At 74.6% G+C, this 17,577-nt stretch carries 15 protein-coding genes, 1 tRNA gene and 1 pseudogene; 14 read left to right on the top strand and 3 right to left on the bottom strand.

Going from position 1 to position 17,577, the window contains the following annotated elements; genetic code table 11:
• Nucleotides 1–2 precede the first annotated feature (2 nt).
• The 3 genes and pseudogenes from QRT04_RS11470 (at nt 3) to QRT04_RS11475 (ending at nt 2,910) form a co-directional block, all read left to right on the top strand.
• The gene (locus QRT04_RS11470) at nt 3–1,787 is read left to right on the top strand and encodes an ABC transporter ATP-binding protein (protein ID WP_289455383.1); all 1,785 of its coding nucleotides are present in this window, start codon (nt 3–5) and stop codon (nt 1,785–1,787) included.
• 220 nt (nt 1,788–2,007) lie between these two features.
• Nucleotides 2,008–2,142: pseudogene (locus tag QRT04_RS17215) on the top strand (type IV toxin-antitoxin system AbiEi family antitoxin domain-containing protein); the annotation flags it as partial.
• A 231-nt stretch (nt 2,143–2,373) separates the two neighbouring features.
• Entirely contained in the window at nt 2,374–2,910 is a 537-nt protein-coding gene (locus QRT04_RS11475; RefSeq protein ID WP_289455385.1) for a DUF559 domain-containing protein, read from the top strand.
• 179 nt (nt 2,911–3,089) lie between these two features.
• Here QRT04_RS11475 and QRT04_RS11480 read toward each other — a convergent pair whose 3' ends face one another.
• Nucleotides 3,090–3,662, bottom strand: a complete 573-nt coding sequence (locus tag QRT04_RS11480; RefSeq protein ID WP_289455387.1) for an isochorismatase family protein — start codon at nt 3,660–3,662, stop codon at nt 3,090–3,092.
• Between the two features lie 57 nt (nt 3,663–3,719).
• Between QRT04_RS11480 and QRT04_RS11485 the strand changes: the two genes are divergently transcribed.
• The 10 genes from QRT04_RS11485 (at nt 3,720) to QRT04_RS11530 (ending at nt 15,775) form a co-directional block, all read left to right on the top strand.
• The gene (locus tag QRT04_RS11485; protein WP_289455388.1) at nt 3,720–4,937 is read left to right on the top strand and encodes a PQQ-dependent sugar dehydrogenase; all 1,218 of its coding nucleotides are present in this window, start codon (nt 3,720–3,722) and stop codon (nt 4,935–4,937) included.
• Between the two features lie 135 nt (nt 4,938–5,072).
• Nucleotides 5,073–6,857: a methionine--tRNA ligase gene (metG, locus tag QRT04_RS11490; RefSeq protein ID WP_289455389.1), complete on the top strand. Its 1,785-nt coding sequence runs from the start codon at nt 5,073–5,075 to the stop codon at nt 6,855–6,857.
• Between the two features lie 98 nt (nt 6,858–6,955).
• Nucleotides 6,956–7,945, top strand: coding sequence for a TatD family hydrolase (locus QRT04_RS11495; protein ID WP_289455390.1), 990 nt, complete (start codon nt 6,956–6,958; stop codon nt 7,943–7,945).
• Between the two features lie 157 nt (nt 7,946–8,102).
• On the top strand, nt 8,103–9,296 hold the full coding sequence (locus tag QRT04_RS11500; RefSeq protein ID WP_289455391.1) for an aggregation-promoting factor C-terminal-like domain-containing protein: 1,194 nt from the start codon (nt 8,103–8,105) through the stop codon (nt 9,294–9,296).
• A gap of 371 nt (nt 9,297–9,667) precedes the next feature.
• Nucleotides 9,668–10,918 carry a resuscitation-promoting factor gene (locus QRT04_RS11505; protein ID WP_289455392.1) on the top strand — a complete coding sequence of 417 codons (1,251 nt, stop codon included), beginning with the start codon at nt 9,668–9,670 and terminating at the stop codon, nt 10,916–10,918.
• 85 nt (nt 10,919–11,003) lie between these two features.
• Nucleotides 11,004–11,963 carry a 16S rRNA (adenine(1518)-N(6)/adenine(1519)-N(6))-dimethyltransferase RsmA gene (rsmA, locus tag QRT04_RS11510; protein WP_289455393.1) on the top strand — a complete coding sequence of 320 codons (960 nt, stop codon included), beginning with the start codon at nt 11,004–11,006 and terminating at the stop codon, nt 11,961–11,963.
• Nucleotides 11,960–12,934: a 4-(cytidine 5'-diphospho)-2-C-methyl-D-erythritol kinase gene (locus tag QRT04_RS11515; RefSeq protein ID WP_289455394.1), complete on the top strand. Its 975-nt coding sequence runs from the start codon at nt 11,960–11,962 to the stop codon at nt 12,932–12,934. Before rsmA ends, QRT04_RS11515 begins: the two co-directional genes overlap by 4 nt.
• A gap of 46 nt (nt 12,935–12,980) precedes the next feature.
• Nucleotides 12,981–13,304, top strand: coding sequence for an ArsR/SmtB family transcription factor (locus QRT04_RS11520; protein ID WP_289455395.1), 324 nt, complete (start codon nt 12,981–12,983; stop codon nt 13,302–13,304).
• A 69-nt stretch (nt 13,305–13,373) separates the two neighbouring features.
• Nucleotides 13,374–13,844: an SRPBCC domain-containing protein gene (locus tag QRT04_RS11525; protein ID WP_289455397.1), complete on the top strand. Its 471-nt coding sequence runs from the start codon at nt 13,374–13,376 to the stop codon at nt 13,842–13,844.
• Between the two features lie 125 nt (nt 13,845–13,969).
• Nucleotides 13,970–15,775 (top strand): ABC-F family ATP-binding cassette domain-containing protein, encoded by a 1,806-nt coding sequence (locus QRT04_RS11530; RefSeq protein WP_289455399.1) that lies wholly within the window; start codon nt 13,970–13,972, stop codon nt 15,773–15,775.
• Between the two features lie 34 nt (nt 15,776–15,809).
• Here QRT04_RS11530 and QRT04_RS11535 read toward each other — a convergent pair whose 3' ends face one another.
• Together QRT04_RS11535 and QRT04_RS11540 are read right to left on the bottom strand one after the other, a co-directional pair.
• Nucleotides 15,810–16,334 (bottom strand): MarR family winged helix-turn-helix transcriptional regulator, encoded by a 525-nt coding sequence (locus QRT04_RS11535; RefSeq protein WP_289455400.1) that lies wholly within the window; start codon nt 16,332–16,334, stop codon nt 15,810–15,812.
• Between the two features lie 95 nt (nt 16,335–16,429).
• Nucleotides 16,430–17,056 (bottom strand): TetR/AcrR family transcriptional regulator, encoded by a 627-nt coding sequence (locus QRT04_RS11540; protein ID WP_289455780.1) that lies wholly within the window; start codon nt 17,054–17,056, stop codon nt 16,430–16,432.
• Nucleotides 17,057–17,316: 260 nt separating this feature from the next.
• Here QRT04_RS11540 and QRT04_RS11545 point away from each other — a divergent pair.
• A tRNA-Gln gene (locus tag QRT04_RS11545) sits at nt 17,317–17,388 on the top strand.
• The last annotated feature ends 189 nt before the right edge of the window (nt 17,389–17,577 follow it).

Here is a 17,577-nt window from a genome sequence, read left to right on the forward strand (position 1 = left end):
GCGTGACGACGGCCCCGCTCCTCGAGGACACGTACGACGGCGCGCACCCGGTCCGCACGCTCACCGGGCTGTTCCGCGGCCAGCGCCGCAACGTCGGCGTCGCGACGGCGGCGTTCGTCGTCAAGCACTCGCCGGTCTGGGTGATCCCGTTGCTCACGGCGAACGTCATCGACGTCGTCGTCGACCACCGGCCGCTGCGCGAGCTGTGGGTCACCGCGGTGCTGATGGCGCTGTTCATCGTCCAGAACCTGCCTCTGCACCAGCTCTACGTCCGCTCGCTGTCGCGCGCGGTGCGCACCGTCGAGACGAACCTCCGCATGGCGCTCGCGCGCCGGCTGCAGGAGTTGTCGATCGGCTACCACCGCCGCACCTCGGCGGGCATGCTCCAGACGAAGATCGTGCGCGACGTCGAGAACGTCGTCGAGAGCTGCCGGCAGGCGTTCGACACCGGGATGGCGGCCGCCACCACGCTGGTCGGCGCGGTCGTCATCACCGCCTTCCGCGTCCCGGAGTTCCTGCCGGTGTACGCGCTCGCGGTGCCGGCCGCCGCGGCGCTCGTCGTGTCGATGCGGCGGCGCATGTCGGCGCGCAACGCGGCGTACCGCACCGAGGTCGAGCACATGTCCGCCCGCGTCTCCGAGATGACGCACCTGATCCCGATCACGCGCGCGCACGCGCTCGAGCGCGACGAGCTCTCGCGCATGGACGCGACGCTGGTCGGCGTGCGTCAGGCCGGGTTCCGGCTCGACGTGACGAACGGCTGGTTCGGCGCGCTGTCGTGGATCCTGATGCAGCTGCTGTCGGTCGGGTGCCTCATCGGTGCGGCGTGGGTCGCGTGGAGCGGCCGGTTCGGCATGACCGCGGGCGACGTCACGATGCTGTCGTCGTACTTCGTGGCGCTGACCGGCGCCGTGACCGCACTGATGAGCATGGCGCCGATCGTCACGAAGGGCCTCGAGTCGGTGCGGTCGATGGGCGAGGTGCTGACGTCGCCGGACCTCGAGCGCAACGCGGGCAAGGCCGAGGTCGGGGCGGTCGAGGGGCAGCTCGACTTCGAGGCGGTCTCGTTCGCCTACGCCGACGCCCCCGACGAGTCCGCGGTCGACGGCCTCGACCTGCACGTGCGGGCCGGCGAGACGATCGCGCTCGTGGGCCCGTCGGGCTCCGGCAAGTCGACCGTGCTCAACCTGGTGATCGGCTTCCTGACGCCGACCGCCGGCCGCATCGTGCTCGACGGCCGCGACCTCGTCGAGCTGGACCTGCGCACGTACCGCCGGTTCCTCGCCGTGGTGCCGCAGGAGTCGCTGCTGTTCGAGGGCACGGTGCGCGACAACGTCACCTACGGGTCGCGCGACCACTCCGACGCGGCGGTGCTGGCGGCGCTGCGCGACGCCAACGCGCTCGAGTTCGTCGAGGAGATGGGCGGCCTCGACGCGCTGATCGGCGAGCGCGGGGCGCGGCTGTCGGGCGGGCAGCGGCAGCGGCTCGCGATCGCGCGGGCGCTGATCCGCGACCCGCGCGTGCTGGTCCTCGACGAGGCGACCTCGGCGCTCGACACGGCGTCCGAGCGGCTGGTGCAGGAGGCGCTCGCCCGGCTGATGCGCGGCCGCACCACGTTCGTCGTGGCGCACCGGCTGTCGACCATCCGCGGCGCTGACCGCATCGCGGTGCTCCGGCACGGCCGGCTTGTGGAGCTCGGCACGCACGCCGACCTGCTGGCCGCCGACGGCGCGTACGCCGAGCTGACCCGCCTGTCGGCGGGCCCGGGCGTCCCGGTCGGCGGCTGACCTCGTGGACGGCCAGTCGGCTGGACCCACGGCGTGCGACAGGTGCGGGCGAACGGGTCGGGCGCGGCGTGTCGGGGACCTTCCGGCCCGACCGAACGGGCTCGACCGCACCGTGCGCACGCGCACCCGCCGACCGCCCACAGGCGCGCCCGGCCGGGTGCGCGTCCACAGCACGGCCCCGCGGCCGCAGCGCCTCACGGCTGGGCCCGAGGCTCGGCGGATGGATGCGTACGACGTCGTCAGTCACCTCCGCGACCTCGGCGGTGTGGCGCGGACCGGCGACCTGCTGCGGCGGGGAGTCGCCCGGCGCGCGTTGAGCAGAGCGCGCGAACGGGGAGCCGTCGCGGCGGTCGGCCACGGCTGCGTTGCGATCCTTGGCGCCCCACCGGAGCTCGTCGCTGCCGTGCGAGCGCGTGGCGCCGTCACCTGCGTCTCGGCCCTGCTGCGGTACGGGCTCCCGCTTCGGTCGCCACCCGGTCAGCACCACGTCGCCATCGACACCCATCGCGGCGCGCCTCGGCGAGGACTGCTGCCGTCGACCGTCCGGCTGCACTGGACCGCTCAGGCCCACGCCGACGGTCTCGTGGTGCCGCCGGCTGTCGCATTGGGCCACGCGGCCCGATGCCTGCAGCTCCCCGACCTCGTCGCAGCGGTCGACGCCGCCCTTGCACGCGGCCTGGTGCGTCGCGTCGACCTCGCCGCGCAGAGCCCGCGCGCCGGAGCTGCGCTGTTCCGCCGTGCGCTCGCGCTCGCGGACGCGCGTAGCGGGTCGTTCCAGGAGTCGATCGTGCGGGTCGCCCTGGTGGAGGCGGGCCTCGACGTGGAGCCACAGGTCCGGATCCCGGGCGTCGGCCGGGTCGATCTGCTCGTCGACCGGCACATCGTGGTCGAGGCAGACGGGTTCGCGTACCACGGGGACCGGGTCGCGTTCCGGGAGGACCGCCGGCGTGATCGGCGGCTCGAGCTCGCCGGCCACCCGGTACTGCGCTACGCCTTCGAGGACGCGGTGCACGGGGTCGAGCACCTGGTGGACGAGGTGACGCGATTGGTCGCCGCGACCTCGGGTGCGGCGGACGTGCGCCGCGCGTCGCGTGCGAATGGTGCGGGTGACCGCCGGGCATGAGCGTGCTCGACCCTCGACGCGCTGCGGGTCGGCGCTCGACCGCACATCTCGCACCGCGCTCGGTGGAGCACGGGCGGAGGGGCTCTGCACCAGGCGGGTCTCGAGCCTCACTGGCCGGCGTCGGGCCTCGGTGCGCGCGGCCCGGCCCCGGTGCACGCCGGCCAGCCGGCCGGCTGCCGTCAGGCGGCGGTCGACGGCAGGAGCTCGACGCCCGCGGCGGCGAGCTCCTGGCGGGCCGCGGCGCCCAGCCCCGGGGTGACCGGGACCGTGAGGTCGGTGAGGACCCGCGTGCGCAGCCCTGCGGCGTGCGCGTCGAGCGCCGTGGCCCGCACGCAGTGCGACTCGGCGATGCCGACGACGTCGACGTCGGTGACGTCGGCGGACCGCAGGATCTCCTCGAGGTCGCGGCCCGCGGGGTCGACGCCCTCGAAGCCCGAGTACGCGGCGGCGTAGGCGCCCTTCTTGACGCTCGCGTCCGGCGCGAGGTCGGCGAGCGCGGGGTGCAGCTCGGCCTCGGCGGTGCCGGCGACGCCGTGCGGCGGCCAGGTGTCGACGAAGTCCGGGTGGTCCGAGAAGTGCGCGCCGGGGTCGACGTGCCAGTCCTGCGTCGTGACCACCAGGTCGTACGCGCCGCGGTTTGCCGCCGCGTACCGCGCGATCGCCTCGGCCACGGCGTTGCCGCCCTCGACCGCGAGCGCGCCCCCCTCGCAGAACGTGGGCTGGACGTCGACGACGAGCAGGGCGCGTGCCATGACGTCAGCGTCGCACGCCGTGGTGGCGCCGCGCACCGGAGCGTGGTCCGCTGGGGCATGCGCCGCAGAACGCGCCACCTCGGACCGACCACCACGGCCGCGCAGGCCGCCGTCGCCCTCGCGGCGGTGGCGCTGGCGGTGGCTGGCTGCACCAGCGGCGGTTCGTCGTCCGCGACGACCACGCCCGCCACCGCGCCGCCCGCCACCACGCCGGCCGCCCCCGCGACGACGACCCCCGCCACGTCCGCGCCGACCACCCCGGCGACCCCGAGCTCCGGCCCGACCGGCACCCCCACGGGCGCGCAGGACGTCGTCACCGGGCTCTCCGTCCCCTGGGGGATCGCGTTCCTGCCGCAGGGCGACGCGCTCGTCACGCTGCGTGACGACGCCCGGATCATCGACGTCGCGCCCGACGGCACGACGACCCCGATCACCGGTGCGGGGGCCGACCAGCTCCGCCGTACCGTCGTCCACCAGGGCGAGGGCGGCCTGCTCGGCATCGCCGTGCTGACGCCCGCGACCGGCGACCAGGCCGAGATCGCGGTGTACGCGACGACGGACAGCGACAACCGCGTGCTGCGCGGCACGCTCACCGGCCACTCGCTCGGCGCGCTCACGCCGATCCTCACGGGCATCCACAAGGCGTCGAACCACGACGGCGGCCGGCTCGCGGTGGGCCCCGACGGCTACCTCTACGTCACGACGGGGGACGCCACCGACCGCCCGACCGCGCAGGACCGCTCGACCCTCAACGGCAAGATCCTGCGCATCACGCCCGACGGCGACCCCGCGCCCGACAACCCCTTCCCGGGATCGCCCGTGTGGTCGTACGGGCACCGCAACGTGCAGGGCATCGGCTGGAGCGCGGACGGCCGCATGTTCGCCTCGGAGTTCGGCCAGGACACGTGGGACGAGCTGAACCTCATCGTCAAGGGCGCGAACTACGGCTGGCCGACGGTCGAGGGCATCGCGCACGACGGCCGGTTCCACGACCCGCTCGTGCAGTGGCACACCGACGAGGCGAGCCCGAGCGGCATCGCGGTGACGCCGGACGCGGTGTACCTCGCGGCGCTGCACGGCGCGCGGCTGTGGCGGGTCCCGCTGACGGCGACGGGCGTCGGCACGCCACAGGCGTTCTTCACCGGCACGTACGGCCGCCTGCGCGCGGTCGCGGTCTCGCCGTCCGGCGAGCTCTGGGTCCTGACGAACAACACGGACGGCCGCGGCCGGCCGAAGCCCGGCGACGACCGCATCGTGCGGCTGACGTTCGGCTGACGCCCGGCGCGATGCTCGGCCCCCGCCGGCCCCCGCCGACCTGCCGGCCCCCGCCGGCCCCGCCCCCGCCGGCCCCGCGTCCGGCCCCGACCGACGCCGCCCCGGCCGCCCGTGCCCGCCACCTAGGATCGGCGCATGTCCCGCATCCTGTCCGCCGTCGCCTGGCCCTACGCGAACGGCCCCCGCCACATCGGTCACGTCGCCGGCTTCGGCGTCCCGTCGGACGTCTTCTCCCGCTACATGCGCATGGCGGGCCACGACGTGCTCATGGTGTCGGGCACGGACGAGCACGGGACGCCGATCCTCGTGCAGGCGGAGAAGGAGGGCGTGACGCCGCAGGCGCTCGCGGACCGCTACAACCGCGTGATCGTCGAGGACCTGACGCAGCTCGGACTCTCGTACGACCTGTTCACCAGGACGACGACGCGCAACCACTACGCCGTCGTCCAGGAGATGTTCCGCACGGTGCACAAGAACGGCTACATGGTCGAGCAGTCGACCATGGGCGCGATCAGCCCGAGCACGGGACGCACGCTGCCGGACCGCTACGTCGAGGGCACGTGCCCGATCTGCGGCTACGACGGCGCGCGCGGCGACCAGTGCGACAACTGCGGCAACCAGCTCGACGCGATCGACCTGATCAACCCGCACAGCCGCATCAACGGCGAGACGCCGAAGTTCGTCGAGAGCACCCACTTCTTCCTCGACCTGCCCGCGTTCGTCGACGCGCTCGACGCCTGGCTGCGCACGCGCACCGACTGGCGCCCGAACGTCCTCAACTTCAGCCTGAACCTGCTCGACGACCTGCGGCCGCGCGCCATGACGCGCGACATCGACTGGGGCATCCCGGTGCCGCTCGCCGGCTGGGAGGAGAACCCGAACAAGCGGCTCTACGTCTGGTTCGACGCGGTGATCGGCTACCTGTCCGCGTCGATCGAGTGGGCGCGCCGCAGCGGCGACCCCGACGCGTGGCGCCTGTGGTGGAACGACAAGGACGCGCTGTCGTACTACTTCATGGGCAAGGACAACATCACGTTCCACAGCCAGATCTGGCCCGCCGAGCTGCTGGGCTACGACGGCAAGGGCACCAAGGGCGGCGCGCCCGGCCCGTACGGCGACCTGCAGCTGCCGACGGAGGTCGTCAGCAGCGAGTTCCTGACGATGGAGGGCCGCAAGTTCGCGTCGAGCCGCGGCATCGTCATCTACGTCCGCGACATGCTCGCCCGGTACCAGCCGGACGCGCTGCGGTACTTCATCTCGGTCGCCGGCCCCGAGAACCAGGACGCCGACTTCACGTGGGCGGACTTCCTGCGCCGCACCAACGACGAGCTCGTCGCGGGCTGGGGCAACCTCGTCAACCGCACGGCGTCGATGATCCACAAGAACTTCGGCGAGATCCCGGCGGCGACCCAGCGGCTGCGCGTCGACGAGGCGCTCCTGGCGGAGACGACGACCGCGTTCGGCCGCGTCGGGGAGCTCGTCGGCACGCACCGCCACAAGGCGGCGATCGGCGAGGCGATGCGGGTCGTCCAGGAGGCGAACCGCTACATCTCCGAGACGGAGCCGTGGAAGCTGACGAGCGACCGCGACCGGCTCGCGACCGTGCTCAACACCGCGGCGCAGGCCGTGTCGGACGCGAACACCCTGCTCGCGCCGTTCCTGCCGCACTCGGCGCAGAAGGTCCACGAGGTGCTGGGCGGCACGGGCACGTTCGCACCCCAGCCGCGCATCGAGGAGGTCACCGACCTCGACGATGCGTCGCGCTCGTACCCGGTGATCACCGGCGACTACTCCGCCGTGCCCGCGTGGACGCCCGTCCCGGTCAAGCCGGGCACGCCGGTCGCGAAGCCGACGCCCGTGTTCACGAAGCTCGACGACTCGATCGTCGAGGAGGAGCTGGCCCGTTACGCGGGGCTCTGACGCGCATGACGGACATCCGGCGCGTCCGGCGGGCGGACGGCGTCCGCGCTGACGGGCTCCGCTGATGGGCGGGCACCGCTGATGGGCGGCCTCCGCTGATGGGCAAGCGCCGCGAGACGGGCTGGCCGCCGCCGCCGGAGGCGCTGCCGCTCCCGGTGGTGGACAACCACACGCACCTCGACACGGTCGTCGACTGGCTCGCGGACGGCTGGGACGGGCCACCGGCAGGCGCAGGCGCGGGCGCGGCCGAGCCCCCCGCTGAGACCCCCGCCGAGCCCCCCGCAGAGCCCCGCCTCGTCGGCCTCACCGAGCAGCTCGAGCGCGCCGCGGCCGTCGGCGTCCCGCGGATGGTCCAGGTGGGGTGCGACCTCGACGCGGTCGCGTGGACCGACGCCGTGGTGCGCGAGGACGCGCGGCTGCTCGGCGCGGTCGCGATCCACCCCAACGAGGCCGTGCTGCACGCCGGCGTCCGCGAGGTCGCGCCCGACGGCCTCGACCCCGACCCGCAGCCGCGCCACGACGTCCCGCTCGACGAGGCGCTCGCCCGCGTCGCCGCGACCGCCCGGGCGAACCCGCGCATCCGCGCGATCGGCGAGACGGGTCTCGACCACTTCCGGGCCGGTCCGCGCGGCCGCGAGGTCCAGCGCGACGCGTTCCGGTCCCACGTCGCGCTCGCCAAGGAGCTCGGCCTCGCGCTGCAGATCCACGACCGCGACGCGCACGGCGAGGTCGTCGACGTCCTGCTGGCCGACGGCGCGCCCGACCGCACCGTGTTCCACTGCTTCTCGGGTGACGCGGAGCTCGCCCGGCTGGCAGTCGAGCACGGCTGGTACCTCTCGTTCGCCGGGCCGGTCTCGTTCCGCGCGAACGACGAGGTGCGCGCCGCGCTCCGCGAGGTGCCGCCCTCGCTGCTGCTGGTCGAGACGGACGCGCCGTACCTCACGGTCCACCCGTTCCGCGGCCGCCCGAACGCGCCGTACCTGCTGCCCGGCACCGTCCGCACCGTCGCCGACGTGCAGGGACGCGCGCTCGACGAGGTGTGCGCGGCGATCGACGCGACGTCACGCGCGGTGTACGGCGACTGGTGAGGGAGCGCCCGGACGAGGGACGTTCGGCTATGACGGATCATCACGGATCGGTTACGGTCGGACGGTCGTCCGAGAGGGTGGGCTCGTCGACACCGCTCAAGACCGGGCCGCGCGCGGCCGAATCGACCTGGTACTCCCTGGTGGAAGGACGCTGCCCGTGACGACCGACGCGACCGCCAGCCCCGTGCGGGCTTCGCGGCGCCGGGTCGTCCGCCTGACCGCCCAGGCCGCCGTCCTCGCGGTCGTCGCCGGCGCCACCAGCGCGTTCGCGGTCCTGCACAAGGACGTCACGGTCGACGTCGACGGGCACACGCAGCACGTCGAGGCGTTCGGGCGCACGGTCGGCGACGTGCTCGCCGGTGCGGGCGTGCACGTGGGGGACCGCGACCTCGTCGCGCCCGACGTCGAGGACGCGGTCGCCAACCACGGCGAGATCGTGGTGCGGCACGGGCGCAGCATCGAGGTCCAGGTCGACGGCACGCAGAAGAAGATCTGGACCACCGCGCTCACGGTCGGCGAGGCGGTCGACGACCTCGGCATCCGGCAGCGCGACGCGCGTCTCTCGGCCTCGCGCTCGGCGCCGCTGGGGCGCGACATGCTGCGCGTCTCGACCCAGAAGACGATCCACCTCGTGGTCGACGGCCAGGTGATCGACGGCGTCTCGAGCGGCGAGAGCGTGCGCGACGCGCTGCGCGACATCGGCCTGGTGCTCGAAGAGGGCGACCAGCTGTCGGTCCCGCTCGACGCGACGGCCGTCGACGGGCTCGTCGTCCTGGTGACGCGCGCGAAGACCGACGGCACCACCGTCAAGGAGGCCGTGCCGTTCGGCACGGACAAGATCGACGACCCGGGGATCGCCAAGGGCGAGAAGGTCGTCGTCACGCCCGGCAAGGTGGGTGTGCGGACCACGACGTACCAGCTCGACGTGGTCGGCGGCGTGGTCGTCGGTCGCACGGCGCTCGCGTCGATCGTCACGACGCCGCCCGTCGACCAGGTGGTGCACGTCGGCACGATGGTCATGCCCGACCCCTCGAGCATCAAGGTGGACCCCGGCTCGGCCCAGGCGATCGGCAAGGAGCTCGCCGCGGCCCGCGGTTGGGGCGACCAGCAGTTCGCGTGCCTCGTCGAGCTGTGGAACCGCGAGAGCGGCTGGCGCGTCAACGCCGGCAACAAGTCCTCGGGCGCGTACGGCATCCCGCAGGCGCTCCCCGGCTCGAAGATGGCGTCGGCCGGCGCCGACTGGCGCACGAACCCGGCGACCCAGATCACGTGGGGCCTGAACTACATCGCGAACCGCTACGGCACCCCCTGCCAGGCCGACGCGAGGCAGCGCTCGCAGGGCTGGTACTGACCGGCCGGACCACCCAATGTGACCCGATTCACCCGATCGGGTGACGAACTTGTCATTCGTCTGCCGTGACCTGGACCGGCGTCCTGATCGGGCCCCGACGGGCGCCGCCGCGGGCGGCTGACGGCGGGTGCGCGGCTCGACAGTCAGATCACGGAACGGTTACGGTCGCTCGTCCCCCGGTGACGGGCACCTGCCGAGCGGGGGACGCACGGTTCGAACAGCGGACCGCCCCTGACGGCCGGATCGGGATCCGGGAACCGACGGGGACGCCCCCTCCGGCGTCCTGGGCTCACACGTGAGCGACGTCGGGCGCCGCACGCCGCGAGCGCACCCCGCACCCCGTGCCCGGGCCCTGCGACGGCTGGAGCCTCGTGCCCTTCACGACCCGACTCACCGGTCCCTTCACGCGCCGCAACGACGCCGAGGACGCCCCCACCACCGGGGCGGCGCACGCCACCACGACGCGACGGGACCGCTGGTCCGGTCGTCGGGTCGTGCCCGTCGCCGCCACCGCCGCCGTGCTGGTCGCCGCGGGCGGCACCGCCGCCTACGCGCACGCCGACAAGTCCGTCACGCTCGACGTCGACGGCACCGTGCGCCACGTGCACACCTTCGCCGGGTCGGTCCACGGCCTCCTGGCCGACCGCCACGTGACCGTCGGGGAGCACGACGCCGTCACCGCGTCGGACGGCCTGCGCGACGGCAGCGAGGTCGTCGTGCGGCACGGCCACCAGGTGACCGTCCTGCTCGACGGCCAGGAGCGCACCGTCTGGACGACGGCGCTCTCCGCCGACGACGCGCTCGAGACGCTCGCCGCGCGCGACGCGGACGTGCGGCTCGTCGCCTCGCGCTCGCAGACCAACGGGCGCCCCGAGCTCGCGCTCGACCTCACCGTGCACGGCCCGGCGCAGATCGTCGTCGACGGCCGCACGGTCGACGTGGTCGACGCTGACGCGAGCGTCTCGCAGGTCCTCACGGAGCAGGGCGTCACGCTCGGCCCGCTCGACCGCGTGAGCGTGCAGCGCACCGCCGACGGCACGCTCCAGGTGATCGTCAACCGGGTGAGCATCGACCAGGTGACGACGCACAAGGCGATCGCGTTCGACACGACGAAGCGCAAGGACCCCGCGCACTACACCGGCATCACGACCGTCGTGGCGAAGGGCGCGAAGGGCGAGCGCACGACCGTCACGCAGGTGACGACGGTCGACGGCAAGGTCACCGCGCGCCACCAGGTCTCGACCGCCGTGACGAGGAAGCCGGTCGACCGGGTCCTCGCGGTCGGCACCAAGGAGCGCCCGGTGGCGCAGCCGACGGTGACGCACCACTCGACCACCTCGTCGTCGGGCTCGTCGCGTCCCGCGAAGAGCGGCGGCAAGGCGTCCGGCCTCAACTGGTCCGCGCTCGCCAGGTGCGAGTCGGGCGGCCGCGTCAACGCGGTGTCGTCGAACGGCCTCTACTACGGCCTGTACCAGTTCTCGGTCGGCACGTGGCGCGCGGTCGGCGGCTCGGGGCTGCCGTCGCAGGCGTCGGCCTCCGAGCAGACCGCGCGTGCCCAGGAGCTCTACAACCGCTCGGGCGCCGGCCAGTGGCCGGTCTGCGGCAAGTACCTCTTCAGCTGAGGTCGCCGCAGCACCACAGCTGACGCACCGACCACGGGGTCGGGCGGCCGCATCGTCGGTCCGCCCGGCCCCGTAGTCTCGTCGCGTGCAGACCGTCGCCCTGCTCGGACCGGCCGAGATCCGCGCGCTGGCCGAGCGCGCCGGGGTGCGGCCCACCAAGACGCTCGGGCAGAACTTCGTGCTCGACGCCGGGACGGTCCGCAAGATCGTGCGGCAGGCCGACGTGGAGCCCGGCGACCGCGTCGTCGAGGTCGGGCCCGGGCTGGGCTCGCTGACGCTGGGACTGCTCGAGGCGGGCGCCGACGTCGTCGCCGTCGAGATCGACCCGGTGCTCGCGCGGCTCCTGCCCGAGACCGTGGCGCGGCACGTGCCCGGGCTGACGGCGTCGCGCGAGGAGTCCGTGGCCGGGGAGCCCGTGGTCGTCCTGCGCGACGGCGACGGCCGCGACCGGCTCACGGTCGTGACGAGCGACGCGCTCGACGTCCGGGCGCTGCCCGGGCGCTCGCCCGAGGCGCTCGTCGCCAACCTGCCCTACAACGTCTCGGTACCCGTGCTGCTGACGTTCCTCGAGCGGTTCGACTCGCTCGAGCGCGTGCTCGTGATGGTCCAGGCCGAGGTCGCCGACCGGCTCGCCGCGCCACCCGGCAGCCGCACGTACGGCGTGCCGTCCGTCAAGGCGGCGTGGTACGCGTCGGCACGGCGCACCGCGACCGTGGGCCGGTCGGTGTTCTGGCCGGTGCCGAACGTCGACTCGGCGCTCGTGCGCATGGACCGTCGCCCGGTGCCCGTCGCGTCCGTCTCGCGCGAGGACGTCTTCGCGGTGGTCGACGCCGCGTTCGCGCAGCGACGCAAGATGCTGCGGTCGGCGCTCGCGCCGCTCGCCGGCTCGGCCGACGCGGCCGAGCGTGCGCTCGCGGCGGCGGGGGTCGATCCCCAGGCGCGCGGGGAGCGGGTGGACGTCGACGGGTTCGCACGGATCGCCGGGGCGCTGGCCGCGGCCGTCGAGGCGCCAGGCGACGGCACGCCTGGCAGGGTGGCCCCGTGACGTTGCTGCCGGTCGACCCGCTGCCCGAACGAGAGGTGCGGGTACGCGCGCCCGGCAAGGTGAACCTCTCGCTGCGCGTCGGCCCGGTCGCCGAGGACGGCTACCACCCGATCGTCACCGTGTTCCAGGCGGTCTCGGTGTTCGAGGAGGTCGTCGCGACGCCGTCGTCGGGCCGCACGGTCTCGGTCGACGGACCGCAGAGCGAGCTCGTGCCGACGGACGGGTCGAACCTCGCGCTGCGCGCCGTCGAGCTGATCGCCGAGCGCACCGGCGTCGACGAGGGTGTGCACCTGCACATCTCCAAGGGCGTCCCGGTGGCGGGCGGGATGGCCGGCGGCTCGGCCGACGGCGCCGCCGCGCTGCTCGCGTGCGACGCGCTGTGGCACACCGGCCTCTCGCGCGACGAGCTCGTCGCGCTCGCCGCGGAGCTCGGCTCGGACGTGCCGTTCGCGCTCGCGGGCCACACCGCGGTCGGGTCGGGCCGAGGGCACCTGCTGACGCCCGCGCTGTGCCGCGGCGAGTTCCACTGGGCCTTCGCGGTGCAGGACGGCGGCCTGGCGGCCGGCGCGGTGTACGCCGAGCGCGATCGGCTCGTCGAGGCTCGCGGGGCCGCCCACCGGCTGCCCGCGGCGGACGAGGACACCGACGTGCTCGACCCCGACGAGGACGTCGCGCTGATGCAGGCGCTCCGCGCCGGCGACCCGCACGCGCTGGGCGCCGCGCTGCGCAACGACCTCGAGGACGCCGCGCTGTCGCTCGCCCCGGGCCTGGCCGAGGTGCTTGCGGTCGCGCAGGACGCGGGGTCGCTCGGCGCGGTCGTCTCCGGGTCCGGCCCGACCGTGGCGGCGCTCGCGCGCAGCCGCCAGCACGCGCTCGTCATCGCCGCGGCGTTCACGGCGGCCGGCGTCGCCGAGCGGGTGCTCACGGCCTCCGCGCCGGTCGCAGGCGCGCGGATCGTCAGCGCCGAGTAGCGCGTCGCGCTTGTGCGGTCGGCCCGACGGGCCGATGCTTGAGCAGATGCTTAAGTCTGAGGACCTCGACCGGGTGTTCCACGCCCTGTCCGACGCGAGCCGTCGGGCGATGGTCGAGCGCCTGGTGCGCGGGCCCGCGTCCGTCAGCACGCTCGCCGAGCCGCACGCGATGACGCTGTCGGCGGTCGTCCAGCACCTCGCGGTCCTCGAGAGCGCCGGCATCGTCGAGTCGCAGAAGGTCGGGCGCGTCCGCACGTTCCAGCTGGTGCCGGGTGCGCTCGAGCCCGCGGGCGGCTGGATCGGGGGCCAGCGCCTGCCGGCCGAGCGGCGTCTCGACCGGCTCGGGGCCCACCTCGACGCCGACGGCTGACCCGACGACCCCGCACCCCCCACACGTGTCGGGCGCACGCCTGCCACCGACCGAACCCGAGGAGCACCGTTGGCCGAGACGCCCGCGCGGTCCGCCGCGCACCACACGTTCAGCATCGAGCGCACGTACCCGCACCCGGTCGCGAAGGTCTGGCACGCGTTCGCCGCCGCCGACGCGCACTTCGCCTGGTTCGACGTCGAGCCCACCTACACGGCCACGCAGCAGACGGACGACTTCCGCGTGGGCGGCCGCACGGTCACGGACGGCTCCTGGCACGGTGGCCCGCGCACGCGCTTCACGAGCACGTACACCGACATCGTCGAGGCCGAGCGAATCGTCACGACGTACGACATGTGGGTCGACGAGACGCACATCTCGACGTCGCTCACCACCACCACGTTCGAGCCGGTCGACGGCGGCACGAGACTCACGTTCGTCGAGCAGGGCGTCTACCTCGACGGCTCCGACGACGGCAGCCGGCGCGAGGCCGGCACGAACGGCATCCTCGACACCCTCGGCCGCTACCTCGACGAGTCCTGACCCGGGCGTCGCCCAGGTGCGCACTACCGCCGGACCGCGCACTCCCAGCTACACGGCTCGGCGGGAGGTTCGCACCTCGACGTCGGCGGTGGGCACGGGCGCCGCGCGGGTAGCCTGGCGGCCTCATGGCTCACCTGCTCGGCGCGGACCGCGTCACGCTCACGCTCGGCACGCGCACCCTGCTCGACGAGGTCAGCCTCGGGCTCGACGACGGCGCGCGCGTCGGCGTCGTCGGCCCCAACGGAGCCGGGAAGTCGACGCTCCTGCGGGTGCTCTCGGGCGCGCAGGCGCCGGACGCCGGCCGGGTCACACGCTCCGGCTCGACGCGCGTGGCGGTGCTCGACCAGCGTGACGAGCTCGCGGTCGGCACGGTGCTCGACGTCGTCCACGGCTCGGCGGACCCGCACCTGTGGGCGTCCGACGCGCGCATCCGCGCGGTGCACTCGGGGCTGCTCGCCGACGTCGCGCTCGACGCCGACGTGTCGTCCCTCTCGGGCGGCCAGCGTCGCCGCGTCGCGCTGGCCGCGCTGCTCGTGCGCGACGACGAGGTCCTCGTGCTCGACGAGCCGACGAACCACCTCGACGTCGAGGGCGTCGCGTGGCTGGCCGAGCACCTCGTCGCGCGGTACTCCCGCGGCCAGGGCGCGCTGGTGGTCGTGACACACGACCGGTGGTTCCTCGACGCGGTGTGCACGCGCACCTGGGAGGTCCACGACGGCACGGTCGACCAGTACGACGGCGGCTACGCGGCGTACGTGCTGGCCCGCGCCGAGCGCAACCGGCAGGCGGCGGCCAGCGAGGAGCGCCGGCAGAACGTGCTGCGCAAGGAGCTCGCGTGGCTGCGCCGCGGCGCGCCCGCGCGCACGTCCAAGCCGAAGTTCCGCATCGACGCCGCGAACGCGCTCATCGCCGACGAGCCGCCGCCGCGCGACCAGCTCGCGCTCACGCGCATGGCGACCGCGCGCCTCGGCAAGGACGTCCTCGACGTCGAGGACGTCACGCTCGCGTACGGCGAGAAGGTGCTGCTCGACGACGTCACGTGGCGCATCGGGCCGGGCGACCGGTTCGGGCTCGTGGGCGTCAACGGCGCCGGCAAGACGTCGCTGATGGGTCTGCTCGCCGACCGCGTCCAGCCGACGAGGGGCCGCGTCAAGCGCGGCAAGACGATCCAGGTCGCCGAGCTGCGCCAGGACGTCGAGGACCTCGACGAGCTCGCCGACCTGCGCGTGGTCGAGGTCGTCGAGCGAGAGAAGCGGTCGGTCGTCGTCGGCGGCAAGGAGCTCACCGCGTCCCAGCTCGTCGAGCGCCTCGGGTTCACGCGCGAGCGGGCGCGCACGCCGGTCCGCGACCTGTCGGGCGGCGAGCGCCGGAGGCTCCAGCTGCTGCGGCTGCTGGTCGGCGAGCCCAACGTGCTGCTGCTCGACGAGCCGACCAACGACCTCGACACCGACACGCTGGCGGCGCTCGAGGACCTGCTCGACGGCTGGCCCGGCACGCTGGTCGTCATCTCTCACGACCGCTACCTGCTGGAGCGCGTCTGCGACCGGCAGTACGCGCTGCTCGGCGACGGCCGGCTGCGCGACCTGCCGGGCGGCGTCGAGCAGTACCTCGAGCTCCGCCGCGGCGCCGTCCCGCGCGCGAGCGCGGCCGCCGAGACGGCTCCGCGCGCGTCGGACGCGCCGTCGACCGCGGCACCGGAGGGCTCGACCCCGAGCCCGGCCGACGTGCGCGCCGCGCGCAAGGAGGTCGCGCGGATCGAGCGCCGCCTGTCGCGCATCGCCGAGCTCGAGGCGGGGTTGCACGACCGGATGGCCGCGAACGCGACCGACCACGAGCAGGTCCTGGCGCTCGACTCCGACCTGCGCGCCCTCGCTGCGGAGAAGGACGAGCTCGAGGCGGCCTGGCTCGAGGCGGCCGAGACCGCCGGCTGACGCCGGGCCCCACGCGGGCGTCCGCCCCGCGGCGTCAGCTCGCGTCGAAGGGTGCGACGAGTGCCCGGAGCAGCGCGGCGAGCTGCTCGCGCTCGGCGGCGGGCAGGCCCTCGAGCAGCCCGCGCTCGACGTCGAGCAGATCCGAGAACGCGGCGTCGACGCGCGCCCGTCCCGCGTCGGTGAGCTGCACGAGCACGCCGCGCCGGTCGTCGGGCGAGGGCAGGCGCTCGACGAGCCCGTGCTCCACGAGCCGGTCGATCCGGTTGGTCATCGTGCCGCTCGTCACGAGCGTCTGCGTGAGCAGCGCGCCCGGAGACAGCCGGTACGGAGCGCCCGCGCGCCGCAGCGCCGAGAGCACGTCGAACTCCCACGTCTCGAGGTCGTGGCGGGCGAACGCGCTGCGCCGCTGGAGGTCGAGGTGCCGCGCCAGGCGTGTGACGCGCGAGAGCACCGCGAGCGGGGACACGTCGAGGTCCGGCCGCTCGCGCAGCCACGCGGCCACGATGCGGTCGACCTCGTCCTGCCCGGCCTGCGTCGCCCGGGACTCGCTCGCCGACATGCCGCGCAGGTTACTCGACGTCGACAGACCTGAGGGGGACGCGCGGCCGACGAGCGGCCCTCACCCACGTCGCGCGCAAGGCAGCCGAGCGGCCGTCAGGCACGCTTCGCGCGGGACTCCTCGACCGCGTGCTTCGTCAGCGTCGGCCGCCGCTCGAGCGACGACAGCCCGTTCCACGCGAGGTTCACGAGGTGCGCGGCGACCTCGCTCTTCGCCGGGCGCCGGGCGTCGAGCCACCACTGGCCGGTCAGCGCGACCATGCCGACCAGCATCTGCGCGTACATCGGCGCGGTGCGCGGGTTGAGGCCCTGCGACGTGAACTGGTCCGCGAGCAGGTGCTCGACCTGCGTCGCGACGTCGCCGATCAGGCTCGAGAACGTGCCGGTGGCCTGCGCGACGGGGGAGTCGCGCACCAGGATGCGGAACCCGTCCTCGGACGCCTCGATGTACGACAGCAGCGCGAGCGCGGTCCGCTCGACGAGCACCTTCGGGTGGCCGCCGCCCTCGAGCGCGCCCGACAGCGCCCCGGTCAGGGCCTGGATCTCGCGGTCGACGACGACGGCGTAGATGCCCTCCTTGCCGCCGAAGTGCTCGTACACGACCGGCTTGGAGACCTCGGCGCGCGCCGCGATCTCCTCGATGCTCGTGCCCTCGAAGCCCTTCTCGGCGAACAGGCGGCGGCTCACGTCGAGCAGCTGGGCACGCCGCTGCACGCCCGTCATGCGGGAGCGCGGTGCTCGCTTCTCGGTCGCCACGCGCCCATCATGCCGTGCGACGTGCACCGGGACGGCGAGGTCGGGCCTCCGACCGTCCGTGCGGAGCGCGGTCCGCGCGACGCGCGGCTCACGCTCGCGCGGGCGTCCCGGTGCGACACGCTCCGCACCGACGGTCTCCTGTCGGCCTCGCGCCGCCGCCGTGCGCAGGACCGGACCCCGCCGTCCGGCTGGCAGACTGGTCCGCCGACGGCGGCCCGGACCGCCGGTCCGCCCTGGTGTAACGGCAGCACGCAGGCCTTTGGAGCCTTGCAGTCCAGGTTCGAATCCTGGGGGCGGAGCCGCGCGGAGAACGCGGCCGCCGCCTGAGCGCCGGCGTCACCGGCGGCGGTGCGCGCATAGCGCACCCGCGGACGATCGTGGGCGGGCACGTGCACCCGCACCGCGCCTCACCTCGGCGACGCGCTCGACGTCGCTCCGCGGTACGCCCGCGCCGACGAATCGCGCCCGACCCCGGCGTCAGCGGGCGC

It is taken from the genome of Cellulomonas alba (genome assembly GCF_030362835.1).
Classification (GTDB): Bacteria; Actinomycetota; Actinomycetes; order Actinomycetales; family Cellulomonadaceae; genus Cellulomonas; species Cellulomonas alba.

What these genes read in the sequence shown, in the direction of transcription:
- QRT04_RS11480 (WP_289455387.1), bottom strand. Translation starts at nt 3,662, where the DNA reads ATGGCACGCGCCCTGCTCGTCGTCGACGTCCAGCCCACGTTCTGCGAG.
- QRT04_RS11485 (WP_289455388.1), top strand. Translation starts at nt 3,720, where the DNA reads ATGCGCCGCAGAACGCGCCACCTCGGACCGACCACCACGGCCGCGCAG.
- metG (WP_289455389.1), top strand. Translation starts at nt 5,073, where the DNA reads ATGTCCCGCATCCTGTCCGCCGTCGCCTGGCCCTACGCGAACGGCCCC.
- QRT04_RS11495 (WP_289455390.1), top strand. Translation starts at nt 6,956, where the DNA reads ATGGGCAAGCGCCGCGAGACGGGCTGGCCGCCGCCGCCGGAGGCGCTG.
- QRT04_RS11520 (WP_289455395.1), top strand. Translation starts at nt 12,981, where the DNA reads ATGCTTAAGTCTGAGGACCTCGACCGGGTGTTCCACGCCCTGTCCGAC.
- QRT04_RS11530 (WP_289455399.1), top strand. Translation starts at nt 13,970, where the DNA reads ATGGCTCACCTGCTCGGCGCGGACCGCGTCACGCTCACGCTCGGCACG.
- QRT04_RS11535 (WP_289455400.1), bottom strand. Translation starts at nt 16,334, where the DNA reads ATGTCGGCGAGCGAGTCCCGGGCGACGCAGGCCGGGCAGGACGAGGTC.
- QRT04_RS11540 (WP_289455780.1), bottom strand. Translation starts at nt 17,056, where the DNA reads ATGACGGGCGTGCAGCGGCGTGCCCAGCTGCTCGACGTGAGCCGCCGC.